Genomic DNA, 23,357 nt, shown 5'->3' with positions numbered 1-23,357 from the left:
GCCCTCCCCGGTGAGGACAACTGGAGCCTTTCACACCAAGCGCATCTGCGTTTCCCTGTCGAAAAGGTGCAAGTGAGTTGGATCGAGATGAAGGAGAAGCGTCTCTCCAGGGCGGATCGACACGCGGCTGTTGAGTACCGCGACGAGTTCCGGTTGCGTCGCGGTCGTGACGTAAGTAGCCGCGCCGGTGCTTTCGACACTTCCGACCGGCAAGCGAAGCCCAGCCTCCGCCTCGCTGGCAAGCTGGAGGTGCTCCGGCCGGATTCCCACGGTCAATACCCGACCGGCCTCAATGGATCTCGTCAACGCCACCGTGTGAGGCGTGCCGAGATCAAGGACGACAGATCGTCCGTCCGCTCCCACCTGAGCGGGCACGAAGTTCATGGCCGGCGACCCGATAAACCCCGCCACGAACTGGTTTGCCGGCCGGTCGTAGAGTTCAAGCGGTGCGCCTTGCTGCTCGATGATACCTTGGCGCATGACCACTACATGATCGGCCATGGTCATCGCTTCGATCTGATCATGGGTGACATAGACGGATGTTGCGCCCAGCCGGTCGTGGAGGGCACGGATCTCCTTGCGCATGTGGACACGCAAAGCGGCGTCGAGATTGGACAGCGGCTCGTCGAACAGAAATGCCTTGGGATTGCGGATGATCGCCCGGCTCATCGCCACGCGCTGGCGCTGACCGCCCGAAAGCTCGCGCGGATAGCGCCCGAGAAGGGCCGAAAGGCCTGTCGTGGTGGCCACTTCCTCCGCCTTTCGCCTGGCCTCCTCCTTGCTGACGCCTCGCATTCGCAGGCTGTAGGTGAGATTTTCTTCGACCGTCATGTGCGGGTACAGCGCATAGGACTGGAAGACCATGGCAAGATCCCGCTTGCGGGGAGGAACGCCGTTCATCCGGGTACCCGCGATGACCAGGTCTCCAGCCGAGATGGATTCGAGCCCGGCCAGCGAACGCAGCAATGTGGATTTTCCACAGCCGGACGGACCGACGAGCGCCACGAAGGAGCCCTTGCGAATCTTCAGGTCGATGTCCCGCAACGCATGGTACGCGCCGTAATATTTGTTCACGCCCGAAAGTTCGATCTGATGCAGGGTCATTTGAGGGCTCCGGACGTCAGGCCGGAAACGATCCGGCGTTGCAAGAGAACGAAGATGGCGAGGATCGGCGTCACATACATCGCGGCATAGGCCATGATGTTGTTCCATTCGTTGGTGTTCGGTCCCATGAAGGAATTCAGCCCGACGCTTGCCGGCTGATATTCGATCGCCTGGATCATCGACTTCGAATAGACGAACTCCCCGAAAGCCTGCATGAAGATCAGGATGGCGCTGACGAGAATGCCATTGCGCGCCAGCGGCAGCACGATGTGGAAGAAGGCGCCGAAACGGGAATTGCCGTCGACCAGCGCCGCCTCCTCCAGTTCCATCGGCACGCTCATGAAGGCCGCCCTGACCAGGACCACGAAGAAGGGCATGCTCTTGGCCGCGATCGCCAGGATGACCGCAACGCGCGGGTAATCCAGCAGGCCGAGCTGCGAAAAGCCGACGAAGATCGGCGTGATCATCAGCGATGCCGGCAGCACCTGCAACATGAGGATCAGAAAAAGGCCGACATCCACCCAGGCATTGCGGTAGCGCGCCAGCACATAGGCGCAGCCCGTGCCGAGGATGACGATCAGCGAGACGGCGCCGCAGGCGATCACGAAGGAGTTCCAGAGATAACGGCCGACATTCCGGCTCTCCCAGACCGAACCGTAGATGCTCCATTGCGGATCGGATGGCCAGAATGAAGGCGGTGAGGCGAACATCGCCGATCCCGTCTTCAGCGCGGTCACGTACATCCAGTAGAGCGGAAAGAGGTAGACCGCCGCGAGCAGGACGGCCACCATCAGCATGAGCTTGTCGCGAAGGGCAATGCTCATCCGCGCACCTCATGCCGGGTCGAACGCACATAAACAACTGATGCAAACATCACGAAGACGATCATGATGACGGAGATCGTCGCCCCTTGCGCGAAGTCGTACTGGCGGAAGGACAGATCCCAGGCCCAGTATTGCGCAACGTTCGACGAATTGTTGGGGCCGCCGGCAGTGATGGCCGCGAAGAGATCGAACTGCTGCAGGGTGAAGATCAGGCCAAGCGCAACGAGCGCGCCGATAGAGGAACGCATCATCGGCAAGGTGATGGTGTAGAACCGCTGGACGACATTGGCGCCGTCGAGTTCGGCGGCCTCGTAGAGATCCTGGGGAATGGCCGACAAGCCGACCGAGAGCAGGATCATGTTGAAGGAAATGCCGAGCCAGATATTGGCGATGACCACCGCCCAGAGAGAAAAATTCGGGTCGGAGCGCCAGAATATATTCGCGGCAACGAGCCCGGACTCCTTTAGAAGAAAGTTCAGCACGCCGAAGTCGCCGGAGAGGATCCAGTTCCAGATGGCGCCGACGACCAGACCGGGCATCACCCAGGACACGAGGAACAGCCCGCGCAGCCAGGAGGAACCGGGAAAGCCGGTCCAGAAAAAGAGCGCCAGCGCGAAACCGATGGTGAATTGCCCGGCGATCGATGCGACCACGAAGATCGCCGTATTCCCCAGGATCGGCCAGGTCTCGGGCTGTGAGAACAGGGTGATGTAATTCTTGAAACCCACGAACGGCCGCGCGAAAGTCCCGAGGCTGAACATGTCCACTTCCTGAAAGCTCATCACGATGTTGTAAATGAGCGGCAGGCCCGCCATCGCAAACAGGAAGATGAGCGGCACCGAAACAAGGCCGATATCGAAACCGCGCCCGTCGCGGATGGAAAGAAGCAGTCTTCTCATAACACCTCCGGATCTGCGCCGATCTTCCGGTCCGGAGCCGCGTGGCAAGCCATCGCGGCCCCGGCCGGGAGGAATGGTGCCTTCTTCTCCTCTTCCCGAGGGGCAGACGGGAGGGAGCGAAGGCAAGTCGCCCGGGCCGTAGGCCCGCGGCTTCTTAGCCAAGCACGGCCTTGATCTTCTTGTCGGCCTGGTCGAGCGCCTCCTGAGCGCTCATCTGACCGGACAGGGCTGCCTGGATGGCATCCTGGATCGCCTTGGAAATCTTGGGCCATGCGGGATGCGGTCCGCGGGGCTGCGCAAATTTCAACTGCTCCTGAAAGACCTTCAGAGCGGCGTCCTTGAGCGGCTGGCCAGTCGGCGGAATGGCAAGATCGGAGCGAGCCGGAAGCTGGCCGAAATCCTTGAACATCCGATTGTCCTGCGAGACGAAATATTCCAGCACCTTGAAGGCTTCCTTCGGGTGTTTGGAGTTGGCGAAGATCGCCCAGTTGAAGTCGCCCATGGCGGACGAGCGTTTCGCATCGGCTTCCGGAAGCGGCAGCAGCGCGACACCCCAATCGAACTTCGCCTCCTTCACCATGCGATCCAGCTCCCAGGGGCCGGAAATCGCCATGGCCGCATTGCCGGAATTGAAGGTTCCGGTCGAATCCCACTGGCTGCGGGTGAGCGTATCGCGGGACGCGAGCTTCTCGTCGATGATCGTCTTCCAGGTTTGGAGCGCTTTCACGGCACCGGGCGTGTTGATCTTGTCATAACCGCCGCCGCCCATCTGCGCCCAGGGCAGGAACTGGAAGGTCCCCTCCTCGTTCGCCTTCGCCGAGAAAGTGATGCCATAGACGTTCTTTGCGGGATCGGTGAGCTTGCGGGCCGTATCGAGGAGCTCTGCCCAGGTCTTCGGCGGTTTGTCCGGATCGAGCCCCTTCGCCTTGAACATATCCTTGTTGTAGTAGAGCGCGATCGTGTTGGTCGCCTTCGGAATGCCGAAGTAACGATCCTTCCACATCACCGATTTCAGGGGACCGGGATAATAGTTCGCCGGCTTCACGGTGCTTGATTGCGCGATCATGTCTGTCAGGTCGAGAAATGCTCCGCGCGACGAGAACAGGGCATGCTCGGGATTGTCGACGGCGATGATGTCGGGCGCCTGGCCGGTCGAATAGGCGCGCATCGCCTCGCTCACCACGTCGTCAAACTGGATCTGGCGATATTCGACCGTAATCCCGGTCTTCAGATTGTTGAAATCCTTGATGAGGTTCGGAGCCGGCTGAATGTCGCGGTCAAGCGACCAGACGGTGATTTTCACATCCTCGGCGCGGGCCGAGGCATAAAATGCCGACATGCTGGCAACCGCGAGCGCGCCGACGAAGGCCAATTTGCGAATACCCATGCTCTCCTCCTTCAGGTTATGCTCCCGGCGCCGACCTCCTCCAGGCGGGCACGGGGAGCGGTTTGCGTCAAACGGGGTCGATGACGAAATCGCCGCCCCGGCAGGACTTCAGATAGTTCAAGGCGTGCACCTGGCCGGTCATTTCCAGCTCGTCGCGATAGACGGGGTCGTGCCATCCCTCGATGTCTATCGAGCCCGACCAGCCCACGAGCCTGAGTTCCGAGATGACATCGGTCCAGTTCGTGTCGCCGAACCCGGGCGTGCGCATGAAGACGAAGGGATGCTTGCCGAAAATCCCGTGCTCCCGGATGACCTCCCAGCGGATCGTCGCGTCCTTGCCGTGCACGTGAAAGATCTTCGATGCCCATTTGCGGATCTGCGGCAGGGGCTCGATCAGATAGACCATCTGATGGCATGGCTCCCACTCGAGGCCGATATGGTCGTCCGGCGTCTCGTTGAAGATCAGCTCCCAGGCATCCGGATTGTGGGCGAGGTTCCAGTCGCCAGTCTGCCAGTTGCCATCCATGGCGCAGTTCTCGAAGGCGATTTTGACGCCCTTGTCAGCCGCACGTTTCGCAAGCTCGCTCCAGATCTGCCGGTAGCGCGGCAGGCTTTCCGGGATCGGCCGTCCCCGCAGCCTTCCGGTAAAACCTGCGACGCAGGTTGCGCCGAAATGGTGGGCATTGTCGATGCAATCCTTCCAGCCCTGAAGCGTCTGGAGATCGATCTCGGTCTCTTCTAGCGGATTGCCGAACATGCCGAGCGCCTCAATAGTGATGTCGCGGTCGCCGATGGCATCGCGGCAGCGCTTGCCGAGTTCCGCCAGATCCTGACCGTTCGTCGTCTGCCAGAAGAAAGGCTGAAAGCTTTCGAAGCCCATATCGGCGATCTGCGCGATGCGCTCAGCCGCACCGCCCTTGGTGCTGCGGATCATCGTGCCGACACGGATGGATTTGGCTGGGTTGCTCATGCGTTCGGTCCTTCTGTCTGAATGGCAACGGTTTGGCCGGTCCGCGCGCTCTCGATGGCGCCGAACACCATGGCCAGGCTCTTGATATTGTCGGATCCAGCCGTCTCGGGCGATCGACCGGAGCGGATCGCGTTGAGGAAGTCAGTGATCACGCTCGCATGGCCCAGTGTCTCCTCTTCACGGGGAGCCGGCGGCACATCGATCGGTTGATGGCCGCGTAACAGCCCCTCCACTTCGCCGGCAATCGTTGCCTCGAAGGTCTCCTCGCCGTCCCAGGTCAACATTCCCTTCGAGCCCACCAAACGCCAGGCGCTTTCCCAACTCGTACGGTGACCCTCGGCGCACCAGGAGCCGCGATAGGTGAAGACGACATCGTCGGAAAAGCGGAAGACGGCATTGGCCGAGGCCCCATGGGCATACCAGGAACCGGTCGGGTTGGTTTCAAGGCAGTAGACCGACAAGGGCTGCTTGCCGCTAACAAAACGAGCCGCGTCGAACGTGTGGATCGCCATATCGAGCAGGAGCACATTGTCCATCTGCTCACGGAAGCCGCCGAAATGTGCCCCTATGAAGAAGTCGCAATGCACGCCGGTCAATTCGCCGATCGCACCGACTTCGACGAAGCGGCGCATGCGGCGGATACCAGAAATGAACCGTCGGTTTTGCACCACCGCGTGTATCCTCCCTGCCCCTTCGGCAAGCGCGACGAGCTCCCTCGCCTCGTTAAGCGAGGCGGCCATCGGCTTTTCGCTGAGGACGTGGCAACCGTGGCGGAGGCCGGAGGCGACGACAGCCTTACGGGCCGAGGGCACGACGATGTCGAACAGAAGCTCGGCCCCGGTCTCTTCCAGCACCCGGTCGAGATCCGTAGCGACGACTACATCCGTCAGGCCGAAAGTTTCGGCGAGCGACCAGGCGATGGAGCGGTCGAGATCAACCAGCCCGACGATGCTAATGGCCTCGGCAAGACCCGGCGTCGTCTGCAACGCCCGCATCCAGCCATGCGCCATGGCTCCGCACCCGCATAGAACGGCCTTCAATGTCACAATATCCTCCTCGCTGACGGTGCCGATGCTCCTTCACCGGTTTCCGTAAACGTTTACGATCCTATTTACAGATCATAGTTTCTGTCAATAGGATTTCCGAAAACGATTACGGTCTGATAGGACGGGCTCATGAAAGGCATTCGGCGGCTGGCGGAACACCTGGACATTTCGATCGGCACGGTCTCCCGCGCGCTAAACGGCAAGCCGGACGTGAACGAGGAAACGCGCCGGCGTGTCCTCGAAGCCGCCGAGCACCTCGGCTATGTCGCCAACCAGTCCGGGCGGGCGCTGCGCAAGGGTTCGACCGGGGTGATCGGCTTCATGATGCAGACCGGCCGGGAAATCACCGGCCAGGGCGACATCTTCTTCATGAGCGTGTTTGATGGGGTCCAGACGGTGCTGGCCCGCCACAAGCTCGATCTCGTCGCCCTTCTGTGTTCGTCCGAGGAGGATCCTGACGATTATCTCAAGCGGATGGTTGCGCGCGGTTTTGCCGACGGCATCATCCTGTCGGCAACGCGTCGCCACGATGCGCGCTTGGAGTTTCTCGCACGCCATTCAATTCCCTTCATCACGCTGGGGCGAAGCCTTACCGATGTCGGTCAGCCATGGATCGATCTGGATTTCGAGGGCATGGCGGAGATGTCGATCGAGCGTCTGGTGCGGGGCGGGCACAGCCGCATAGGCTTCGTCTGGCCCCATGGTGATCTCAATCTCGGCTATGTCTTTATCGAACGTTGTCGGATAGTTCTGGCACGACACGGCCTGACGCTTGCCGAAGATTGCATTTTCCGCGCCACGCCGAACGAAGCCGGAGGTTATGCGGTCGCCCGGCAAATCAAAGACAGTGGTGAACCGCCCACTGCCATCATCCTCGTCAACGAGACCCTGGTGACAGGGCTATACCATGGCCTCGAAGAGGTTGGCCTCCGGCCGGGCCGTGACATCGCCATCATCGGCCGCCAAAGCCCGCAGGCACGGTTTCTCTCACCGAGTCTAACGGGTTTCGAACTCTCTCTCAGAGACCTCGGCATCGCGCTTGCCGAAAGCCTGCTGTCGACCATGCCCGCCTATGGGGACCTCTATCCTCAGGTCGTACGCAGGAAGCTCTGGCCGATGTCGCTCATCGACGGTGACAGCGGGTGAGGGATGGGGGGCAACTCGTCCCCAGCTGTAGTTCGACTGGTCGATCAGCACGCCATGGCCGGCTCGCGGTCGCCAGCGAGCATCCGGTTCTTATCGCCATCTGCTGCAATGTCGTCATCGGAGAATCCCTCTTCCGCTTGCCCGGCCTCAGGGCCTGCTGGCAGCAGATTCCTCTCGACATGTCAGAGTTTTATGTCAGCGATGAAGAATTTCCTTGCCGCTGCGGCGAGCGCAGTCGGCGAAACCTGGCGCTCTGCCGCAGCAAAAGCGCTCAGGCTCTCCGCAATTCATGGATCGCAGACGAGAAGCCGGTTGGGACGAGGTCGCGCCTACGGCCGCTCAGGAAGCGAAAACATCACTTGGCGTTGACGATTTCCGCCGGCAGAGGGGTGCCGTGATACTTCTGGTAAAACTGGTTGAGCTTGCCGTTCTGCAGATTTGCAGCGACCCATTCATTGAGCTTGGCCAGCAGTTGCGGCTCGTTCTTGCGGACGCCGATTGCCAGGTTGAGGACGCGAATGGTGATCTTCGGTTCGAAAGCCAGGGTGGGGTTCTTGTCGCGAACCTGCTTCACTAGGGTAGCTGAGGTCGAGATGATCTTTGCCTGGCCGGAGACGGCCGCCGTCACCATGGTGGCGTCGTCGTCATAACGCGTGACGGTGAAACCATGTTCGCCGGCAAGTTTTGTCAGCTCCGTATCCTGCGTCGTGCCGCGGGTCACGGTTACCGCCTGGCCCTTGAGGTCGGCCCAGCTCTTGATGGGTGACGATGCGGGGGCGGCGATGACCGACTGAAGGCCGGCATAAGGCTTCGAAAAATCGATGACCTGAGCGCGTTCCGGCGTGACCGACAGGGTCGAGATCACGATGTCTGCCTTGTTGGTCTGCAGGTTCGGGATGCGGGTCGCTCCGGTCGTCTGGACAAATTCGAGCTCGAGGCCCCAATCCTTTGCCAGCTGCTGGGCCGTTTCCACGTCGGAACCGACAGGCTTGAGATTGGCATCCAGCATGCCGGACGGGGGAATGGCCAGGTCGGTGGCAATGCGGATCTTCTTGGCCGCGATGATATCGGCGTAGGCGTCGGCCGATGCCGGGACCGACTGGCTCACCAGTGCCGTGCCGACAATGCCTACCAGTGCAAGTGTTTTAAGAATTTTCATCTCTTCTCCTCCGGGTTGATGATGAATTCACAGATCGTGACTGAGAAACTCGCGCAGCTCAGGTGTTTGCGGAGCGGCCAGCATGCCGGCATCGCCCTCTTCGTGGACGAGCCCGCGATGCATGAAGATGACGCGGTCCGCGACCTTGCGCGCGAAGTTCATTTCATGGGTGACCATGATCATGGTCATGCCGCTTTCGGCGAGTTTTTCGATGACCCGCAGCACTTCGCCCGTCAGTTTGGGATCGAGCGCCGAGGTCACTTCATCGAAAAGCATGACCTTCGGTTCCATCGCCAGGGACCTGGCAATGGCCGCCCGTTGCTGCTGTCCACCGGACAGTTGTTCCGGGTAGTTGTCGGCCTTTTCGGACAAGCCGACCCGCTCCAGAGCGGCCGTTGCAAGCTCGTGCGCCTGCGCCTTCGGCAGTTTCTTGACCGAGCAGGGAGCAAGCATGATGTTCTCCTCGATCGTCAGATGCGGAAACAGATTGTAGCTCTGAAACACGATGCCGACGTCGAGCCGCAGTTTTCTGAGGTTGAGCTGCGGATCATGAACCTTGTGGTCCGCAACGGTGATTTCGCCGCTGTCGATGATTTCGAGGCGATCGATGCAGCGCAGCGCCGTGCTCTTGCCCGAACCGCTGGCGCCGATCAGCGCGGCGACCTCTCCCTTGTTGACCGAGAAGGTGACGCCTTGCAGCACGGTGACTGCGCCAAAGCTTTTCCTGACCTCGTTGAGTGCAATCATTGGCATGGTTCTGCCTCCCTCAAACTTCAGCTTTGCATCGCTGGCTTGACCGATACCCGCATTCTCGGACCTCTGCGTTCCAGCCGCTGACTGAATGCCGACAGCGGAAAGCATAGGCAGAAGTACAGGGCGGCAACGATGAGATAGATGAGGAAGGGCTCGAAGATGGAATTGTTGATGAGCTGTCCGGCGCGGGTCAGCTCGACGAACCCGACCACGGAAGCAAGCGACGTATTCTTGACGATCTGAACGCTGAATCCGACGGTCGGCGGCGTGGCAATCCGGACCGCCTGCGGCAGGATGACTTTGAACATTCTCTGTGGCCTGGAGAGCGCCAGGCATTCGGCGGCTTCCCACTGCGCCTTCGGAACCGATTCCAGGCAGCCGCGCCATATCTCGCCGAGATAGGCACTGACGTAGATCGTCAGCGAAAGACCGGCAGCAAAGAGCGGGGTGATGGAAAGTCCGAGTGTCGGCAGGCCGAAATAGATGATGAACATGATCACCAGGAGCGGGGTCCCCTGGATAAGCTGCACATATGCCCCGGTGACAATGCGGACCGCACGAGATGGCGTGATCCTGCCAAGCGCGATCAGGAAACCCAGCAAACCGCCGCCGACGAACGCCATGGCGGTCAGTACGACAGTCCACACGACGCCGTTGAGAAGAAACATCAGGTGATTGAGATTGAATGCGGTTGTCATGATCCCCTCCCACTCACAATGGCGTACCGAGCCGGCGACGGCGCGGGAACATGGCCATGCCGAGCGCCCAGAAGATTGCCCTCATGATCAGCGACAGGAAGAGATAGAGAACCGCGACCACGATATAGGTCTCGAAAGGCCGGTAGGTCTCGGACTGGATGAAGTTTGCCGCAGCCGTCAGTTCTTCAGTGGAGATCTGCGACGTCACCGATGAGGCAAGCATCAGCAGGATGAACTGGCTGGTCAATGCGGGATAGACCCGCTCCATAGCAGGGCGCAGGCCGACATGCCAGTAGAGCTGGACGGGAGAAAGTCCCAGGCACTCGCCCGCTTCCCATTGTCCCTTGTGGATGGAATCGAAGCCTGCTCGCATGATCTCGGCGGTATAGGCGCCGACATTGACGGTCAGCGCGATGATTGCCACGACGAGTGCGCTGAACGAGAAGCCAAGGCTCGAAAGGCCGAAATAGATCACGAATATCTGGACGAGAAACGGCGTATTGCGAATACCTTCGACATAGGTCGTCGCAGCGGACTGAAGCACGCGCCCGCCGGAGCGGCGAGCGATTGCACAGGCCGTGCCGATGAGAAACCCGGTGATGGTCGTGATGACGGCGAGCTGAGCCGTCAGCGCCATTCCATCGATCAGCATCTGCCACCGAAGGAGAACGACCGCAAAATCGAAGGTCATGGCTGCTTTTCCATCACCGGAACGCGCGAGGCGTCCTGGCCGGTCATGCGGTCATAGACACGGAACAGCGCCTGGTTGCCGTTCGATCCTTCGCCATGAGCGCGGGCCTCGACATATTGCGACGTCACCAGAGACGTGCCCGGAAGCGCAACGTCGTTCTGCCCGGCCATTTCAAGCACCAGCCGGAGATCCTTCAGCATCAGGTCGATGCGAAAGCCTGCGGCCGCATCACCGGCGATCATCGCCGGGCCGAGCTTTTCCAGCATCCAGGAGGATGCCGAACCGCCCAGCAGGACGTCGCGCATCTGGGCCAGGTCCACGCCACTGGCGCGGCCGAGCGCCAGGGCCTCGCACACCGCCTGGATGTTGATGGCGCAGACCAGCTGATTGCAAAGCTTGACGGTTTGCCCTGCTCCGGGGCCACCGACATGGCTAATTGTCGTCCCCATCACCTCCAGCACGGATTTTGCACGTTCGAAGGCGGAGCGATCACCGCCCACCATGATCGACAGCGCCGCATTCTTCGCCCCGATAGGCCCGCCCGATACGGGCGCATCGAGCATGGTGATGCCGCGCTCCGCCAGGGCAGCGGCCATCGTGCGGGTGGCCTCCGGCGAGATCGTGCTCATGTCGATGAAAACGCCGCCGCGCTCCATGTTGTCGAGAACGCCGTCACGGTTGACCACATCCTCTACCTGCGGGGTATTGGGAAGCATGGAGATGGCAATCTCGGCACCCCGCACCGCAGCCGCCACGGTTTCGCAGCGTATTCCACCCTTGGCAACCACAGCGTCGACGGCCGTGGATGAAATGTCGAACAGGCGCACAGGATAACCGGCATGCGCCAGATGAAGCGCCATTTCGCGCCCCATCACACCCAGACCGATAAATGCCACGACCGGCAGCTTTTCGTTCGTCATGTCGCCTCTCTCCCTGTCAGCGAACCTGATGGCAATTAGTTTGCCTGTTCCAGGGCAGTCAGCTTTTCGACCCGGCGAACGAAATCCTCGTTCCGGTCGAACTCCGCCTCGAGATAAGCAACCACCAGATCACGCGCGAGCCATGGACCGACGATCTTGGCGCCGATGCACATCACGTTCACATCGTCATGTTCGACACTCTGATGCGCCGAGTGGACGTCGTGGCATACGGCAGCGCGAATCCCGTTGACCTTGTTGGCGGCAATCGCCGCACCGACACCCGTGCCGCAGACGAGGATGCCGCGCTCCGCGGAGCCGCTGCGCACCTTCTGGCAAAGCAGACTTGCGATATCCGGAAAGTCGACCGGCTCGGGCGTGAAGCTCCCGATGTCTTCGACGACATGACCCAATTCCTCGAGAACCGAAACGACTTCGGCCTTCAGCGGAAAACCAGCGTGATCGCTGCCGATGACAATATTCATGATCTCCTCACCTTTCATTGAAACTGCGGAATTACGCCGAAACGCCGGCGCTTATCGAGAGATCGCGCAGACTGGCTCGCCGCCGGAAATCCGCACCGATCTCAAAATGCCTGTTCAGAAGATCGTCGGCCCGCACCCGGTCGCGGGCGGCCAACGCCTCCAGGATCCTGCGGTGGTCGTCGATCAGGAATTCCTGGATGCCCTCGACCTGGATGATCTTTTCGCGGCGCTCCAGATGCGAACGCATCATCAGCTGCGAAATGGACGCATAGATCGTCACGAGCGTCGGAGAGTGCGATGCGCTGACGATCGCCTCGTGAAAACGGAAGTCGGCAAGGCCACCGGCCTCCGGCTCATTGATCGTATCGACGATCGTCGCGAGCGCATTCGCCAGTTTTTCAAAATCCTGTTCGGTCGCGCGCTGGCAGGCAAGCCGGATGGCATGATGCTCAATCGCCTTGCGAGCCTCCATGATGTCGCCAATGACATCAGACTGATGCGCAAGCATGAAGCTGAAGATATCGCCCAATGCGCTTGCATCCGGCCGCTTTACGATCGTCCCGACCCCGTGCCGTATCTCGACCGCACCGATCATCGCCAAAGCCCTCAGAGCTTCCCGCAGGACAGGGCGACTAACGTTCAGATGGGCAGCAAGCTCCCTTTCCGGAAGAAGGCAGTCGCCCGCCTTCAGGTCACCCGACAGCAACTGATCGCGCAGAAAAGCCGCGACCCGGTTGTGTGCTCCGGCCTCTTGAGGCTGCCGACGAATGCTTTTGCTCTCAGTCATCTCATTGTCCATACCGTGGTATTACCACTCGTATATCCACGGTAACTCCTTTGTCAAGCTCGTTCGGATCCTGTACCGAAACCGAAGGCTTCGAGCTTGACGCGGGTGCATGCCCGACCGGCCAGATCGTGTTCACGTTGGATGCGGATGGATGAGCGGTCTTTCAAGACAACGAAGGGTGTCTCGGCCAAGAGCTTGGCATCGCCCCCGTCGATGCGATGGGAGCAGGAATATGTTCGTGGCTATTCGGCTGATAGGTTGGATCGGGGCGCTCGCCCCCTCCCCTTAACACCGGTTCGGATTCGGTTCCGGACCCTTTTTCTCAAGTGCCGGTGCGGGCCTCTTCGAACCAGCCCGGGTACATTGGGAGGCCCAGTCGGACACGCTGACCCAAAGCCCATGACCGAGCGTAGTCCGCGTGATCGAATTTCCGCTCGCTGAGATGACCGTCACTGACGATACGAACGATGGTCTTGCCGTCCTTTTCGAGTATCTCGACCGACTTTTGCATCTTACCCTCCGTCTCGATCCCCATCCCAATCGGGCACCATAACTGTATCGTTCTGAGACAGTAGCCATCAATCCGAGCTAACGCATACCTCCTTTGAGGTAGCGGGCGACCGCGACTTTGAGGCGCAAGCCGCGCTTGCATAGGGCCACGCTCCAGCCCTCCAACCGGTCCGGGAACCATAGGCGCGCGAATGAGGTCACGACGCTGAGGACACCAAGTTGGTCTCCCCGCGACCGCCGGGGCGGAGGAGCGAGTGCCCCCCTTGCTCAGTCGTCGGAGAGAGGCGGGCACGTAAGGTAAGCAAGAAGCGTCGCCAAGGCGAAGATGGCAGCGAAACCTAAGAAAACGAGAACATATGTACCCATGATTGACCCTCTTGTAGGGTTGTTAACTCATGGTTGCCGGCTTTGTTCCGGTGCCTGCTGCTCTCTGCTCTTCGTCGGCCTTGGCTTGATAAAGCGCGTCCAGTGCATTTTGTGCCCGCAAAAGCTCGTCAGTCTGAGTTTGCGTTATGCTGGAGACCAGGGAGGCGACGAGCTCGCGCCTGCGTTTCACGACATTTTCGATTGCCGCTTCCACCGCGTCCAAATGTTCTCGGGCCATGAGATCCTCCTGTGATGCGATGCTGTCATCGGACACGACGGTTGTCCAGTAGCCCGGCGAATTCCCAGCCATTGGAACCGCTGCCAAGGCGGATCACGGAACGGGGAGGCAACAGGGGCCCATAGGCCTGCCAAGATCACGCTTAGATGACGCTCTGGCCAAAGTCTGGCGCGACCTTGCCGACCTGAACCGGTTATTTCGTCGAATTGTCCCGACTGCGAGAAGCGTCCGCGAGTAGCTTCCGGTACTGCGCAGTGGGAAGGCCGCCCCATCCCCAGTTGTCGAGTTCGACTTCCTCGATGACCACGTAGGTGGATTCGAGCGGCTTGCTCAGGACGTCCAGCATGACCTGGCTGACGCCAGCGATGATAGCGGCCTTCTCCTCGGCGGTCACTGAGGAGCGGTCGGGGGTGGTTCCTTCGTGAGTTACCTGTACGGTGACGATGGGCATGATCTTTCCTTTCAAACTTCGGATTCGCTTGAGTGATCTGGAAACAGACGCCGCAGGCGACCTCCTCGCCTGAGCGCCACGCAAGAGCGCCGACCCGATCGGGTGGCGCTCCCGTTCTGCTACCAACGACCTGCGTTCTGTCCGCCGTCGACATGGAGAATTTCCCCCGTAACAAAGCTCGCGCCTTCGAGATAGATCACGGCGTCGACGATGTCCCGTATCTCGCCCATGCGGCCTACCGGATGGAGCGCCGACATGGCGTCGTGGGTCTCTAAAGGATGCAAAGGGGTCTTGATGATGCCCGGACTGACGGCGTTCACTCGGACGCCTGTCTTGGCGAATTCAATCGCCAGGCCCTGCGTCACAGCGTTGAGACCGCCCTTCGTGAGCGAAGCGAGAGCCGCGGGAACGCCCGCGATCGGCTGGTTGACGAGACTGGTCGTGATGTTGACGACATGGCCCGAACCCTGCTTGAGCATCTGCCGGGCCGCCCGCTGCGTTACATGGAAGAACCCTGAGACGTTGACGCCGAAGTTGTGGTCAAAGTCCTCCTGGGTGAAGTCGACGAAGGGCTTCGCCAGGAACACGCCTGCATTGTTGATCAGGGTGTCGATGCGTCCGAAGCGCTCCAGCGCCTGATGCACCACGCGCTCCGCCGTCTCCGGATTGGCGATGTCGCCGGCCACGGCGTAGACCCCCTCGTCGGAGCTTTGCTTGATTGATCTTGAGGTGGCGACGACCTTGTAGCCGCGATCTCGGTATGCCCTCACGAGGGCTTCGCCTATACCTTGCGAAGCACCTGTGATTATGGCGACATTCTGTTGACTGGTCATGATCTGCATCCTTTCAAAAGCATCGGCCGGTTTTCGAGCCGTGTCCGCGCTGTCGCGTCGGTGCTCTTGATTTAGATGCCTTCGCCATTCGGGAGAATTGTCGGCGCCCGAACGACACTTAACCGGAATTCGGCATAATCATGGGAGGCTGCCAGCTTCAACTGCAATGCGTCCGAGCTCCGTGCGGAGGCGCGGAACTGCAAAGTCCATGAATGCGCGCACTTTCGGAATGGCGGTACGCCCATGAGGCGCAAGTATATGGACGGGAAGCGCAGGAGGCTCGTCGTGCGGAAGAACGATCTTCAGGCGTCCGTAGCGAACATATTCCGCAACATGATAGGAATAGAGCCTCGTGATCCCCATGCCCTCCGCGGCGGACGCCGCCGCCGCCCGGACGCTGTTGACGACATATCGCGGCGAGAAGTGAATGGTCCTGGGAATCGAGGAGCCCCTGGTCGGGGGGAAGCTCCAGGATTCCAGCCCGAAGTTCGAAAACGCGATGATATGGTGTTTGGCGAGATCAGAAGGCTCCTCGATCGCAAGACTGCTTTCGAGATACCGCGGCGCGGCCACCACAACCCGCCTGACATCGCCGCCGATGCGGGTGGAGATGTGCGTCGAGTCCGGCAGATTGCCAATCCGCAGGGCGACGTCGACGCCTTCGTCGACCAGATTGACGAGGCGATCCAGCATCAGAAGGCGGACCGATACGCCGGGATGCTCCCGAAGAAAATCGTCGATCATGGGCCGAAGCACTTCCTCTCCCAGAATGGGTGGCGCGGAGATACTGAGAATACCCCGAGGGGTCGACTTTACGGCGCCGGCGATGATGTCGGCTTCCTCGAGGTCGATGAGCACCCTCCTGCATGCTTCGATATAACGATTGCCCGCTTCACTCAGCTTCAGGCTCCGCGTCGTGCGGTGGAGCAACTCGACACCGACATGCTGCTCAAGCATGCTCAAGGCGCGGCTGATCGAAGTCGGGGATCGCCTCAGCCTGCGCGCCGCGCCTGCGAGGCTGCCTTCCTCGACGGCCGTGACAAAGACCTTCATTGCGTCGATCCGATCCATCTTCCTACTCCTCGAGCTGCGCAGTGCGGCGAATACCTCCATAGCATTCGCCGTGACGCAATCCGGAAACGATCCAATCGTGAGGCCAGGCCTGGTAACCATTCACGGGCAGAGAGACGGATCCGATCGCCTCCGGCTCGACGGCCTCAACCGTTCCTAGCATGTGGTTTTCGCGGTTCCGGATCCGGTGTGCCATCCGCTCAACACAGAAACGGCTAAGGCGGATACAGGCGCTGCGCGCGTCAATGAAATGCTTTGGCAGGCTCTTTACCAAGGTCGGCGTGGAGCCTCACGGCACACGGTATCCGGCGCTCCAGCCCCGTCCATCATCCTTACAAAACGTTTTGGCTTGACTCCCAAAACGTTTTGGAGAATCTTTTTCCCACTGAGGAGGATGATCTTTGGCCAATCTGAAGCAGCTTGCGCAGTCGCTCGGACTGTCGATTACCACGGTCTCCCGTGCGCTCGACGGTTATGCGGACGTGTCCGCCGCTACCCGTGAGCGTGTCCGCGAGGCTGCCGAGAAAACAGGCTATCGGCCGAACGCATCCGCGCGCAGGCTTCGCAAGCAGCGTGCCGAACTCGTCGCCGTTACATTGCCGAGTGATCCCGGCCATATTGGCCCGCCGCACTTCCTCGACATGCTCTCCGGCTGCGCCGAGCATCTCGCGGCTGCCGGCCTCAATCTGGTGATCGCGCCAGTGCCGCGCGGCGAAAGCGAACTCGAGATCTGCCGCCGTTTCGTCGATGGCCGCCGCGTCGACGCCATGCTGCTGGTACGCACCAAGCGTCGGGACGAGCGCGTCGAATTCCTGCAGTCGCGCGGCATTCCCTTCGTCACCAATGGCCGTACCGAAAGCCTCGTGCCGCATCCTTTCATCGACGGCGACGGCTTTTCCGGGTTTCGCGCCGCGACGTTGCGCTTCCACGCGGCAGGCCACCGGCGCATCGGCCATATCGCCGGACCGCAGGAATATTACTTCGCGCATGCCAGATGCCGCGGCTGGCAGGCGGCGATGGAGGAATGTGGGCTTGCTGCCGACCTCTGCGCCGAAGGTGCGCCGCTGGAACAGGGCGGTTATCTCGCCGCACTCGAACTGCTGCGCCAGCCGTCGCGACCGACGGCCCTCGTCTGCGCCACAGACGAAATGGCGATCGGTGCGCTGCGGGCGCTACGCGAGGTCGACGGCGGAAACCAGATCAGCATCGTCGGCCATGACGATCTGCCGATGGGCGCCTTCACCAGCCCGCCGCTCTCGACCATGCGCATGACCGGCGAGAACCTCGGCGCGAGCTTTGCCTCGCTGCTGCTGCGCGCCATTGCCGGAGAGCCTGCCGAAGAGCTCCAGGAGATTCACGCGATCGAATTCGTCGATCGCGACAGTCACCGCCGACCACCGCTGGCGGCATAGACAGCAGTGCATTCAAGACAAAGAACAATGAAGGAGGAGAAGATGAAGCGTATCGTGTCACTTACAATTCTGGCTTCGACGGTGCTGGCGTTCGCCTCGCCGGTGCTTGCCCAGACGGTTTTCGTATCCACCCAGCTTCGCCCGATCGAGGAAGCGACCGTGGTGCGCCAGGATCTCTTGAAGGATGCCGGCAAGGTCGATTACGTGGTCGAGGAGCCGCCGCAGTTTGCGGTGCGCATGGAGGCTGAAGCCCAGGCCGGCAAGCATACCGTCAGCCTCGTCGGCGCGCTGCATGGCGAACTTTCGCCGCTCGCCGACAAGGGCCAGCTTGAACCGCTCGACGACCTTGCCAAGAAGCTCGCCGCCGGCGGCATGCCGCAGTCGGTCCTCGATCTCGGCAAGCTCGGCAAGCCCACGCAGCAGTATATTCCGTGGATGCAGGCGACCTATGTCATGGCCGCCAAGAAAGAAGCCCTGCAATACCTGCCGAAGGGTACCGACATCAACGCGCTGACCTACGACCAGCTGATCGCCTGGGGCAAGGCGATGCAGGAAGCTACGGGCCAGCCGCAGATCGGCTTCCCGGCGGGTCCGAAGGGCTTGATGGCGCGCTATTTCCAGGGGTATTTCTACCCGTCCTTCACCGGCGGCGTGGTGCGCACCTTCAAGAATGCCGATGCCGCAGCCGGCTGGGAAAAGCTGAAGTCGCTCTGGGCCTATGTCACCCCGAACTCGACCAACTACGACTTCATGCAGGAGCCGCTGGCATCAGGCGAAGTCATGGTCGCCTGGGACCACGTCGCCCGCCTGAAGAACGCCATTTCGGCGGCGCCGGATGACTATGTCGTCTTCCCGGCACCGGCCGGCCCGAAGGGCCGCGGCTACATGCCGGTTCTTGCTGGCCTCGCGATCCCGAAGGGCGCGCCGGACAAGGCGGGCGCGACGAAGGTCATCGAAACACTGACGACGCAGAAGACCCAGCTGCTGACGGCTTCGAAGGTCGGCTTCTTCCCGACCCTCAACGTCCAGCTTCCGCCGGACCTCGACAAGGGTGTGGCACTTCTCGCCGGTGCGGTCACAAAGACGCAGGGCTCCAAGGACGCCGTGATCTCGCTTCTCCCGGTCGGCCTCGGCGACAAGGGCGGCGAATTCAACAAGGTCTACATGGACGCCTTCCAGCTGATCGTGCTGCAGAACCAGCCGGTTGCCGACGTGCTGGCCAAACAGGGCGCCACCATGGCCAATCTGATGGCGACAACCAAGGCTCCTTGCTGGGCTCCGGATGCTAAGAGCGATGGAGCTTGCCCGGTGCAATAGGGCCTATCCGACAAGCCTCCCAAGGCTGATGGCGTCCGGGCGCGAATGCCCGGATGCAAACCCCGAAAGAGAGCGGGATCCGCGGGCGCAAGGTGCTTCCATTCGCCATGAGCGACAGGTTGCGGTCCAGAGGAACAAGTCGATGTATATTCAATTCCCAAAGCCCCCCTGCGAGGGTGATCGATGACCCAAAACCGACCCTGGATCCCCTATCTGCTGATCCTGCCCTCGGTCGCCTTTCTGGCGCTGCTCTTCGTCGTGCCGCTGGTGCAGACGATCTGGCTGGCGGTTTCGGACAATGGTGTGCCATCGCTCGCAAATGCCGAGCGCATGGTCACCGACATCAATTTCACCCGTTCGGTCAAGAACACCTTTCTTTTGACCATCGTCGTCGTGCCGGTGCAGATCGCCATCGCGCTCGCCATGGGCACGATGGTCGCCAAGGTCGGCCGCGGCCGCGAGACCATTCTGTGGATCTGGACGATCCCGCTCGGGATTTCCGACCTCGCCGCCGGCCTCGTCTGGCTGTCGATCCTGCAGAATACCGGCTATTTCAACTCGCTCCTCTTCAGCCTCGGCGTCATCGGCCGGCAGGCGAGCTGGCTGTCCTACCAGACGCCGGTCGCGCTTTTCATCGCCATCGCGGTCGCGGAAATCTGGCGGGGTACGGCGATCGTCATGGTCATCATCGTCGCCGGCCTCAACCAGGTGCCGAAGGAATTCAAGGAAGCTGCCGAGATCTTCGGCGCAGGCCCCTGGACGCGCTTCTGGCGCATCACCCTGCCGCTGATCCGGCCGGCGCTGCAATCGGCGCTGATCCTGCGCACCGTGCTCGCCTTCGAGGTGTTTGCGGTGGTCTATGCGCTCGGCGGGCGCAATTTCCCGGTTCTCGTCGGCGAGGCCTATAACTGGCAGAACCAGAACCAGAATTACAGCGTCGCCGCGGCCTATGCGGTGCTGATCATGATCATCTCGCTTGCCGCTACACTGATCTATCTGAAAGCCCTGAAGGTCGATCCGGAGCGCCTGCCATGAGTACGAAAACCATGAGCGCGGCCGAGGCCGCCGCCAAACCCGCAAGCTTCGTTTCGTCCCGCCGCTGGCTCCTGTGGAGCGGCATTGCAGCGCTTTGCGCCTGGGTTCTGGTGCCGATCTACCTGGTGGCGCTCGGTGCGCTCGGCGGTCGCCAGGGCGTCTATATCTGGCCAAAGACGGGCTTGCCGACCGGGATTTCGCTCGAACCCTTCATCCTGTTCCTGAAAACCGAGGGCGTCGTCCAGTCCTTCCTGAATTCGCTCGGCGCCGCCGGCATCACGGTGGCGCTCTCCATCCTGCTCGGCGCACCGGCCGGTTATGCACTGGCGCGCTACGATTTCCGGGGCAAGGACAGCTACCGGCTTCTGGTTCTGCTCACCCGCGCCTTTCCGCTGGCGATCCTGGCGCTGCCCCTCACCGTCTCCTTCATTCGGCTCGGCCTCTACGATACCATCGTCGGCGTCGGCCTGATCCACACGGTGCTGGCGCTGCCGTTTGCGGCGCTCGTGACCCAGGGCATCTTTCTCGGCGTGCCGAAGGAGCTGGAAGAGGCAGCCTGGGTGTTCGGCTGCACCCGCGTCCAGGCATTTTTCAAGGTGGTCGCGCCGCTGGCCCTGCCCGGCATCGTCGCCACCGCCGTCTTCGCCTTCGTGATCTCCTGGAACGAGGTGTTCGCCGCCTCGGTGCTGACGGTCCGCAACCGCACCCTCACCGCCTATCTGCTGACGGTGCTGTCGGAAAGCCCGATGCACTACCGCTTCGCCGGCGGCCTGATGCTCATTCTCCCTTCGGTTGTCTTCATCTTCGCGGTCAGGCGCTACCTCTTCGCGATCTGGGGCATTTCCTCCAAATAACGGGACCAAAGACATGGCCAATATTGTCATCGACCGCATCCGCAAGAGTTTTGGCGCCTTCCAGGCGCTGAAGGAGGTCTCGCTGACGATCAACGACGGCGAGTTCGTATCGCTGCTCGGTCCCTCGGGTTGCGGCAAGACCACGCTCCTGCGCATCATCGCCGGCCTCGAGACCTCGACGTCGGGGGATGTCCGCATTGGCGACAGGTCGATCATCGGCCTGGTGCCCAAGGATCGCGGTCTGGCGATGGTCTTCCAGAACTATGCGGTCTTCCCGCATATGACGGTCTACGAAAACGTCGCCTTCGGCCTGCGCATGCAAAAGGCCGACGATGCGCGGGTGAAAGCGCAGGTGGAGAAGGCTGCCGGCCTGCTGCATATCGAACCCTATCTCGACCGTTATCCGAACAAGCTTTCGGGTGGCCAGCGCCAGCGCGTTGCCGTCGCCCGCGCGCTTGCCGTCGAGCCGAAGGTTCTGCTGATGGACGAGCCGCTCTCCAACCTCGACGCATTGCTGCGACTGGAAATGCGCACGGAACTGAAGACCGTGCTGCAATCGGCGGGCACGACGACCATCTACGTCACACACGACCAGACCGAGGCGATGGGTCTGTCGGATCGCATCGCCGTCATGCACAATGGCGTCGTCGAGCAGATCGGACACCCGGTCGAGATCTACAATCACCCGGCCACGCGGTTCGTCGGCGGCTTCATCGGCAACCCGCCGATGAACTTCATCAAGGTGCCCGTCTCGAACGGCCAGGTGGCGGCAGGCGCAGAACAGCTTGCAACGCCGAAGGATGTCGGCAATGAAATCGTGCTCGGCCTGCGCGGTGAGGCGGTCGAACTGGCGCCGCTGCCGCAGGGGCTGGAGATGAAGGTGCGGGTCGCCGAGCCGATGGGCTCGCACCTGCTGCTGACCGGCTCGATCCACGACCAGCCGGTGCGGGTCATCCTTCCTGCATCCGAGACCGTGAAAAGCGGCGATACGATCGGCCTGAAGCTCGACAGCAAGCGCATCACCTGGCTTTCGCCCGAAAGCGGCAAGTCCTTTCCGGCCGTCTTGGCCTGAGCATACCGGAGTACCCGACATGAACGTGCATATTACCGAGGCGAAGCGCATTCTGGTCGCCAACGACCGCGGCGGCTATACGGTGCCGACCGACCGGCTCTACCCCTTCCAGTGGAACTGGGATTCCGCCTTCGTCGCCATGGGTTTCGCCCTTTACGACACCGAGCGCGCCTTTCGCGAGCTGGAGCGGCTGATCGAGGGGCAGTGGGCGGACGGCATGGTGCCGCATATCGTCTTCCACCAGCCGAGCGACACCTATTTCCCCGGTCCGAACGTCTGGCGCACCCATCACACAATCCCGACCTCCGGCATCACCCAGCCGCCGGTCTTTGCGATCGCGTTGCGCAAGGTGTTCGAGGCAGCCGGTAGCGGCGCCGAGGCCCGCACACTGCCCCTCTACGAGGCGGCACTGAAATGGCATCGCTGGTGGTATTCCGCCCGTGATCCGCAAGGCACCGGCCTGGTGGCCCTGCTTCACCCTTGGGAAAGCGGCAGCGACAACTCGCCGGCCTGGGACATCGCGCTTGCCCGCGTGCCGACCACGACCGACACGCCGGTCGTGCGCAAGGACACCGGCCATGTGAACGCCTCGATGCGGCCGCGCGACGAAGACTATAACCGCTTCATCCACCTGGTCGATACCTATGCCGCCTGCGGCTGGGACCCGGCGAAACAATGGGAAAAGGCGCCGTTCAAGGTCGCCGAAATCCAGACGACGGCGATCCTCCTGAAGGCCGGCGAGGACCTCGAACATCTCGCCCGCGAATTCGGCCGGACGGAGGATGCAGCGGAGATCGCCGCCTTCAACGATCGGACCCGCAAGGCGATCCTGGCACAGTGGCGCCCTTCCCTGTCGCGCTTCGTCTCCCGCGACCTCATCTCCGGCGAGGATGTCGAGGCAGCGACGCAGGCGGGCTTCATTCCGCTCCTCTCGCTCGACCTGGAAAAGGGCATCGCCGATGCGTTGGTCGACGAGATGAAGGTCTGGTCGAAGGGACTGAAAGTCGCCTTCCCGACCACCAAGCCGGGCATCGCAAGCTGGGAACCAAAACGCTACTGGCGCGGTCCGTCCTGGGCGATCATCAACTGGCTGCTGATCGATGGCCTGAAGCGCAACGGTCATCCGGATGCTGCAACGGAGCTGCGGAGATCAACGGTTGCGGCGATCGAAGCAGAAGGTTTTGCCGAATATTTCGACCCGGTGAGTGGCGAAGGTTGCGGCGGCCTCGGCTTTTCCTGGACTGCCGCGGCCTATTTGTGGTTGACGAGCATGTAGATTGGTCGCGAACTCGTGCCATCCCAACTGACCAACTCGTTGCAAAACCACCGGTC

Annotated in this window: 25 protein-coding genes; 7 read left to right on the top strand and 18 right to left on the bottom strand. The window is 61.4% G+C overall.

Annotation, left to right across the window (positions count from 1 at the left end):
• Positions 1 to 30: 30 nt before the first annotated feature.
• From ugpC to PMI07_RS10870, 6 genes are all read right to left on the bottom strand, one after another.
• Complete coding sequence (gene ugpC, locus PMI07_RS10895) at positions 31 to 1,104, bottom strand: sn-glycerol-3-phosphate ABC transporter ATP-binding protein UgpC (RefSeq protein ID WP_007765718.1); 1,074 nt, start codon at positions 1,102 to 1,104, stop codon at positions 31 to 33.
• A complete protein-coding gene (locus PMI07_RS10890) occupies positions 1,101 to 1,928 on the bottom strand; it encodes a carbohydrate ABC transporter permease (protein ID WP_007765716.1) in 828 nt (275 codons plus the stop codon). Before PMI07_RS10890 ends, ugpC begins: the two co-directional genes overlap by 4 nt.
• A complete protein-coding gene (locus PMI07_RS10885) occupies positions 1,925 to 2,827 on the bottom strand; it encodes a sugar ABC transporter permease (protein WP_007765713.1) in 903 nt (300 codons plus the stop codon). The genes PMI07_RS10890 and PMI07_RS10885 overlap by 4 nt, the downstream gene beginning before the upstream one ends.
• 154 nt (positions 2,828 to 2,981) lie before the next feature.
• Positions 2,982 to 4,214, bottom strand: a complete 1,233-nt coding sequence (locus tag PMI07_RS10880; RefSeq protein WP_007765711.1) for a sugar ABC transporter substrate-binding protein — start codon at positions 4,212 to 4,214, stop codon at positions 2,982 to 2,984.
• Positions 4,215 to 4,281: 67 nt separating this feature from the next.
• On the bottom strand, positions 4,282 to 5,184 hold the full coding sequence (locus tag PMI07_RS10875; protein ID WP_007765708.1) for a sugar phosphate isomerase/epimerase: 903 nt from the start codon (positions 5,182 to 5,184) through the stop codon (positions 4,282 to 4,284).
• Complete coding sequence (locus tag PMI07_RS10870; protein ID WP_007765706.1) at positions 5,181 to 6,230, bottom strand: Gfo/Idh/MocA family oxidoreductase; 1,050 nt, start codon at positions 6,228 to 6,230, stop codon at positions 5,181 to 5,183. Before PMI07_RS10870 ends, PMI07_RS10875 begins: the two co-directional genes overlap by 4 nt.
• A 129-nt stretch (positions 6,231 to 6,359) precedes the next feature.
• Here PMI07_RS10870 and PMI07_RS10865 point away from each other — a divergent pair, with 129 nt between their 5' ends.
• On the top strand, positions 6,360 to 7,376 hold the full coding sequence (locus tag PMI07_RS10865; protein WP_007765705.1) for a LacI family DNA-binding transcriptional regulator: 1,017 nt from the start codon (positions 6,360 to 6,362) through the stop codon (positions 7,374 to 7,376).
• Positions 7,377 to 7,731: 355 nt separating this feature from the next.
• Here the strand turns inward: PMI07_RS10865 and PMI07_RS10860 are convergent, their stop codons facing one another.
• The 12 genes from PMI07_RS10860 to PMI07_RS10805 form a co-directional block, all read right to left on the bottom strand.
• Entirely contained in the window at positions 7,732 to 8,535 is an 804-nt protein-coding gene (locus PMI07_RS10860) for a transporter substrate-binding domain-containing protein (RefSeq protein ID WP_007765704.1), read from the bottom strand.
• A gap of 27 nt (positions 8,536 to 8,562) precedes the next feature.
• Positions 8,563 to 9,288, bottom strand: coding sequence for an amino acid ABC transporter ATP-binding protein (locus tag PMI07_RS10855; protein ID WP_007765703.1), 726 nt, complete (start codon positions 9,286 to 9,288; stop codon positions 8,563 to 8,565).
• Between the two features lie 20 nt (positions 9,289 to 9,308).
• Complete coding sequence (locus PMI07_RS10850) at positions 9,309 to 9,986, bottom strand: amino acid ABC transporter permease (RefSeq protein ID WP_007765702.1); 678 nt, start codon at positions 9,984 to 9,986, stop codon at positions 9,309 to 9,311.
• Positions 9,987 to 9,999: 13 nt separating this feature from the next.
• Positions 10,000 to 10,677, bottom strand: a complete 678-nt coding sequence (locus PMI07_RS10845) for an amino acid ABC transporter permease (RefSeq protein ID WP_007765701.1) — start codon at positions 10,675 to 10,677, stop codon at positions 10,000 to 10,002.
• Positions 10,674 to 11,597 carry an NAD(P)-dependent oxidoreductase gene (locus tag PMI07_RS10840; RefSeq protein WP_007765700.1) on the bottom strand — a complete coding sequence of 308 codons (924 nt, stop codon included), beginning with the start codon at positions 11,595 to 11,597 and terminating at the stop codon, positions 10,674 to 10,676. The genes PMI07_RS10845 and PMI07_RS10840 overlap by 4 nt, the downstream gene beginning before the upstream one ends.
• A gap of 35 nt (positions 11,598 to 11,632) precedes the next feature.
• Complete coding sequence (rpiB, locus tag PMI07_RS10835; protein WP_007765699.1) at positions 11,633 to 12,079, bottom strand: ribose 5-phosphate isomerase B; 447 nt, start codon at positions 12,077 to 12,079, stop codon at positions 11,633 to 11,635.
• A 31-nt stretch (positions 12,080 to 12,110) separates the two neighbouring features.
• On the bottom strand, positions 12,111 to 12,866 hold the full coding sequence (locus PMI07_RS10830; RefSeq protein ID WP_037086576.1) for a FadR/GntR family transcriptional regulator: 756 nt from the start codon (positions 12,864 to 12,866) through the stop codon (positions 12,111 to 12,113).
• Between the two features lie 322 nt (positions 12,867 to 13,188).
• On the bottom strand, positions 13,189 to 13,377 hold the full coding sequence (locus PMI07_RS10825; protein ID WP_007765697.1) for a hypothetical protein: 189 nt from the start codon (positions 13,375 to 13,377) through the stop codon (positions 13,189 to 13,191).
• 387 nt (positions 13,378 to 13,764) lie between these two features.
• A complete protein-coding gene (locus tag PMI07_RS10820; RefSeq protein WP_155956433.1) occupies positions 13,765 to 14,016 on the bottom strand; it encodes a hypothetical protein in 252 nt (83 codons plus the stop codon).
• A gap of 157 nt (positions 14,017 to 14,173) precedes the next feature.
• Positions 14,174 to 14,431 (bottom strand): 4-oxalocrotonate tautomerase family protein, encoded by a 258-nt coding sequence (locus PMI07_RS10815; protein WP_007765690.1) that lies wholly within the window; start codon positions 14,429 to 14,431, stop codon positions 14,174 to 14,176.
• Between the two features lie 119 nt (positions 14,432 to 14,550).
• Entirely contained in the window at positions 14,551 to 15,264 is a 714-nt protein-coding gene (locus tag PMI07_RS10810) for an SDR family oxidoreductase (protein WP_007765687.1), read from the bottom strand.
• A gap of 138 nt (positions 15,265 to 15,402) precedes the next feature.
• A complete protein-coding gene (locus PMI07_RS10805) occupies positions 15,403 to 16,335 on the bottom strand; it encodes a LysR family transcriptional regulator (protein WP_007765685.1) in 933 nt (310 codons plus the stop codon).
• Positions 16,336 to 16,736: 401 nt separating this feature from the next.
• Here PMI07_RS10805 and PMI07_RS10800 point away from each other — a divergent pair, with 401 nt between their 5' ends.
• From PMI07_RS10800 to PMI07_RS10775, 6 genes are all read left to right on the top strand, one after another.
• Positions 16,737 to 17,747 (top strand): substrate-binding domain-containing protein, encoded by a 1,011-nt coding sequence (locus PMI07_RS10800; RefSeq protein WP_007765682.1) that lies wholly within the window; start codon positions 16,737 to 16,739, stop codon positions 17,745 to 17,747.
• A gap of 42 nt (positions 17,748 to 17,789) precedes the next feature.
• On the top strand, positions 17,790 to 19,064 hold the full coding sequence (locus tag PMI07_RS10795; protein ID WP_007765679.1) for an extracellular solute-binding protein: 1,275 nt from the start codon (positions 17,790 to 17,792) through the stop codon (positions 19,062 to 19,064).
• Between the two features lie 183 nt (positions 19,065 to 19,247).
• Positions 19,248 to 20,099, top strand: coding sequence for a sugar ABC transporter permease (locus PMI07_RS10790; RefSeq protein WP_007765676.1), 852 nt, complete (start codon positions 19,248 to 19,250; stop codon positions 20,097 to 20,099).
• Complete coding sequence (locus tag PMI07_RS10785; protein WP_007765673.1) at positions 20,096 to 20,953, top strand: carbohydrate ABC transporter permease; 858 nt, start codon at positions 20,096 to 20,098, stop codon at positions 20,951 to 20,953. The genes PMI07_RS10790 and PMI07_RS10785 overlap by 4 nt, the downstream gene beginning before the upstream one ends.
• A 13-nt stretch (positions 20,954 to 20,966) precedes the next feature.
• Complete coding sequence (locus PMI07_RS10780; RefSeq protein WP_024163731.1) at positions 20,967 to 22,025, top strand: ABC transporter ATP-binding protein; 1,059 nt, start codon at positions 20,967 to 20,969, stop codon at positions 22,023 to 22,025.
• 19 nt (positions 22,026 to 22,044) lie between these two features.
• Positions 22,045 to 23,301: a trehalase family glycosidase gene (locus tag PMI07_RS10775; RefSeq protein WP_007768214.1), complete on the top strand. Its 1,257-nt coding sequence runs from the start codon at positions 22,045 to 22,047 to the stop codon at positions 23,299 to 23,301.
• Positions 23,302 to 23,357 lie beyond the last annotated feature (56 nt).

The sequence above is a fragment of the Rhizobium sp. CF080 genome, from assembly GCF_000282095.2.
Taxonomy (GTDB): Bacteria; Pseudomonadota; Alphaproteobacteria; order Rhizobiales; family Rhizobiaceae; genus Neorhizobium.
Note: the sequence above shows the minus strand (reverse complement) of the source record. Positions and strands in the feature narration are given on the sequence as shown.

Bases quoted from the DNA above. Each gene is read 5' to 3' on its own strand.
- PMI07_RS10830 (WP_037086576.1), bottom strand. From the start codon at position 12,866: ATGACTGAGAGCAAAAGCATTCGTCGGCAGCCTCAAGAGGCCGGAGCA.
- PMI07_RS10840 (WP_007765700.1), bottom strand. From the start codon at position 11,597: ATGACGAACGAAAAGCTGCCGGTCGTGGCATTTATCGGTCTGGGTGTG.
- PMI07_RS10805 (WP_007765685.1), bottom strand. From the start codon at position 16,335: ATGGATCGGATCGACGCAATGAAGGTCTTTGTCACGGCCGTCGAGGAA.
- PMI07_RS10855 (WP_007765703.1), bottom strand. From the start codon at position 9,288: ATGCCAATGATTGCACTCAACGAGGTCAGGAAAAGCTTTGGCGCAGTC.
- PMI07_RS10880 (WP_007765711.1), bottom strand. From the start codon at position 4,214: ATGGGTATTCGCAAATTGGCCTTCGTCGGCGCGCTCGCGGTTGCCAGC.
- PMI07_RS10860 (WP_007765704.1), bottom strand. From the start codon at position 8,535: ATGAAAATTCTTAAAACACTTGCACTGGTAGGCATTGTCGGCACGGCA.
- PMI07_RS10865 (WP_007765705.1), top strand. From the start codon at position 6,360: ATGAAAGGCATTCGGCGGCTGGCGGAACACCTGGACATTTCGATCGGC.
- PMI07_RS10790 (WP_007765676.1), top strand. From the start codon at position 19,248: ATGACCCAAAACCGACCCTGGATCCCCTATCTGCTGATCCTGCCCTCG.
- PMI07_RS10845 (WP_007765701.1), bottom strand. From the start codon at position 10,677: ATGACCTTCGATTTTGCGGTCGTTCTCCTTCGGTGGCAGATGCTGATC.
- PMI07_RS10775 (WP_007768214.1), top strand. From the start codon at position 22,045: ATGAACGTGCATATTACCGAGGCGAAGCGCATTCTGGTCGCCAACGAC.
- PMI07_RS10815 (WP_007765690.1), bottom strand. From the start codon at position 14,431: ATGCCCATCGTCACCGTACAGGTAACTCACGAAGGAACCACCCCCGAC.
- PMI07_RS10825 (WP_007765697.1), bottom strand. From the start codon at position 13,377: ATGCAAAAGTCGGTCGAGATACTCGAAAAGGACGGCAAGACCATCGTT.
- PMI07_RS10890 (WP_007765716.1), bottom strand. From the start codon at position 1,928: ATGAGCATTGCCCTTCGCGACAAGCTCATGCTGATGGTGGCCGTCCTG.
- PMI07_RS10850 (WP_007765702.1), bottom strand. From the start codon at position 9,986: ATGACAACCGCATTCAATCTCAATCACCTGATGTTTCTTCTCAACGGC.
- PMI07_RS10785 (WP_007765673.1), top strand. From the start codon at position 20,096: ATGAGTACGAAAACCATGAGCGCGGCCGAGGCCGCCGCCAAACCCGCA.
- PMI07_RS10795 (WP_007765679.1), top strand. From the start codon at position 17,790: ATGAAGCGTATCGTGTCACTTACAATTCTGGCTTCGACGGTGCTGGCG.
- rpiB (WP_007765699.1), bottom strand. From the start codon at position 12,079: ATGAATATTGTCATCGGCAGCGATCACGCTGGTTTTCCGCTGAAGGCC.
- PMI07_RS10780 (WP_024163731.1), top strand. From the start codon at position 20,967: ATGGCCAATATTGTCATCGACCGCATCCGCAAGAGTTTTGGCGCCTTC.
- ugpC (WP_007765718.1), bottom strand. From the start codon at position 1,104: ATGACCCTGCATCAGATCGAACTTTCGGGCGTGAACAAATATTACGGC.
- PMI07_RS10885 (WP_007765713.1), bottom strand. From the start codon at position 2,827: ATGAGAAGACTGCTTCTTTCCATCCGCGACGGGCGCGGTTTCGATATC.
- PMI07_RS10810 (WP_007765687.1), bottom strand. From the start codon at position 15,264: ATGACCAGTCAACAGAATGTCGCCATAATCACAGGTGCTTCGCAAGGT.
- PMI07_RS10875 (WP_007765708.1), bottom strand. From the start codon at position 5,184: ATGAGCAACCCAGCCAAATCCATCCGTGTCGGCACGATGATCCGCAGC.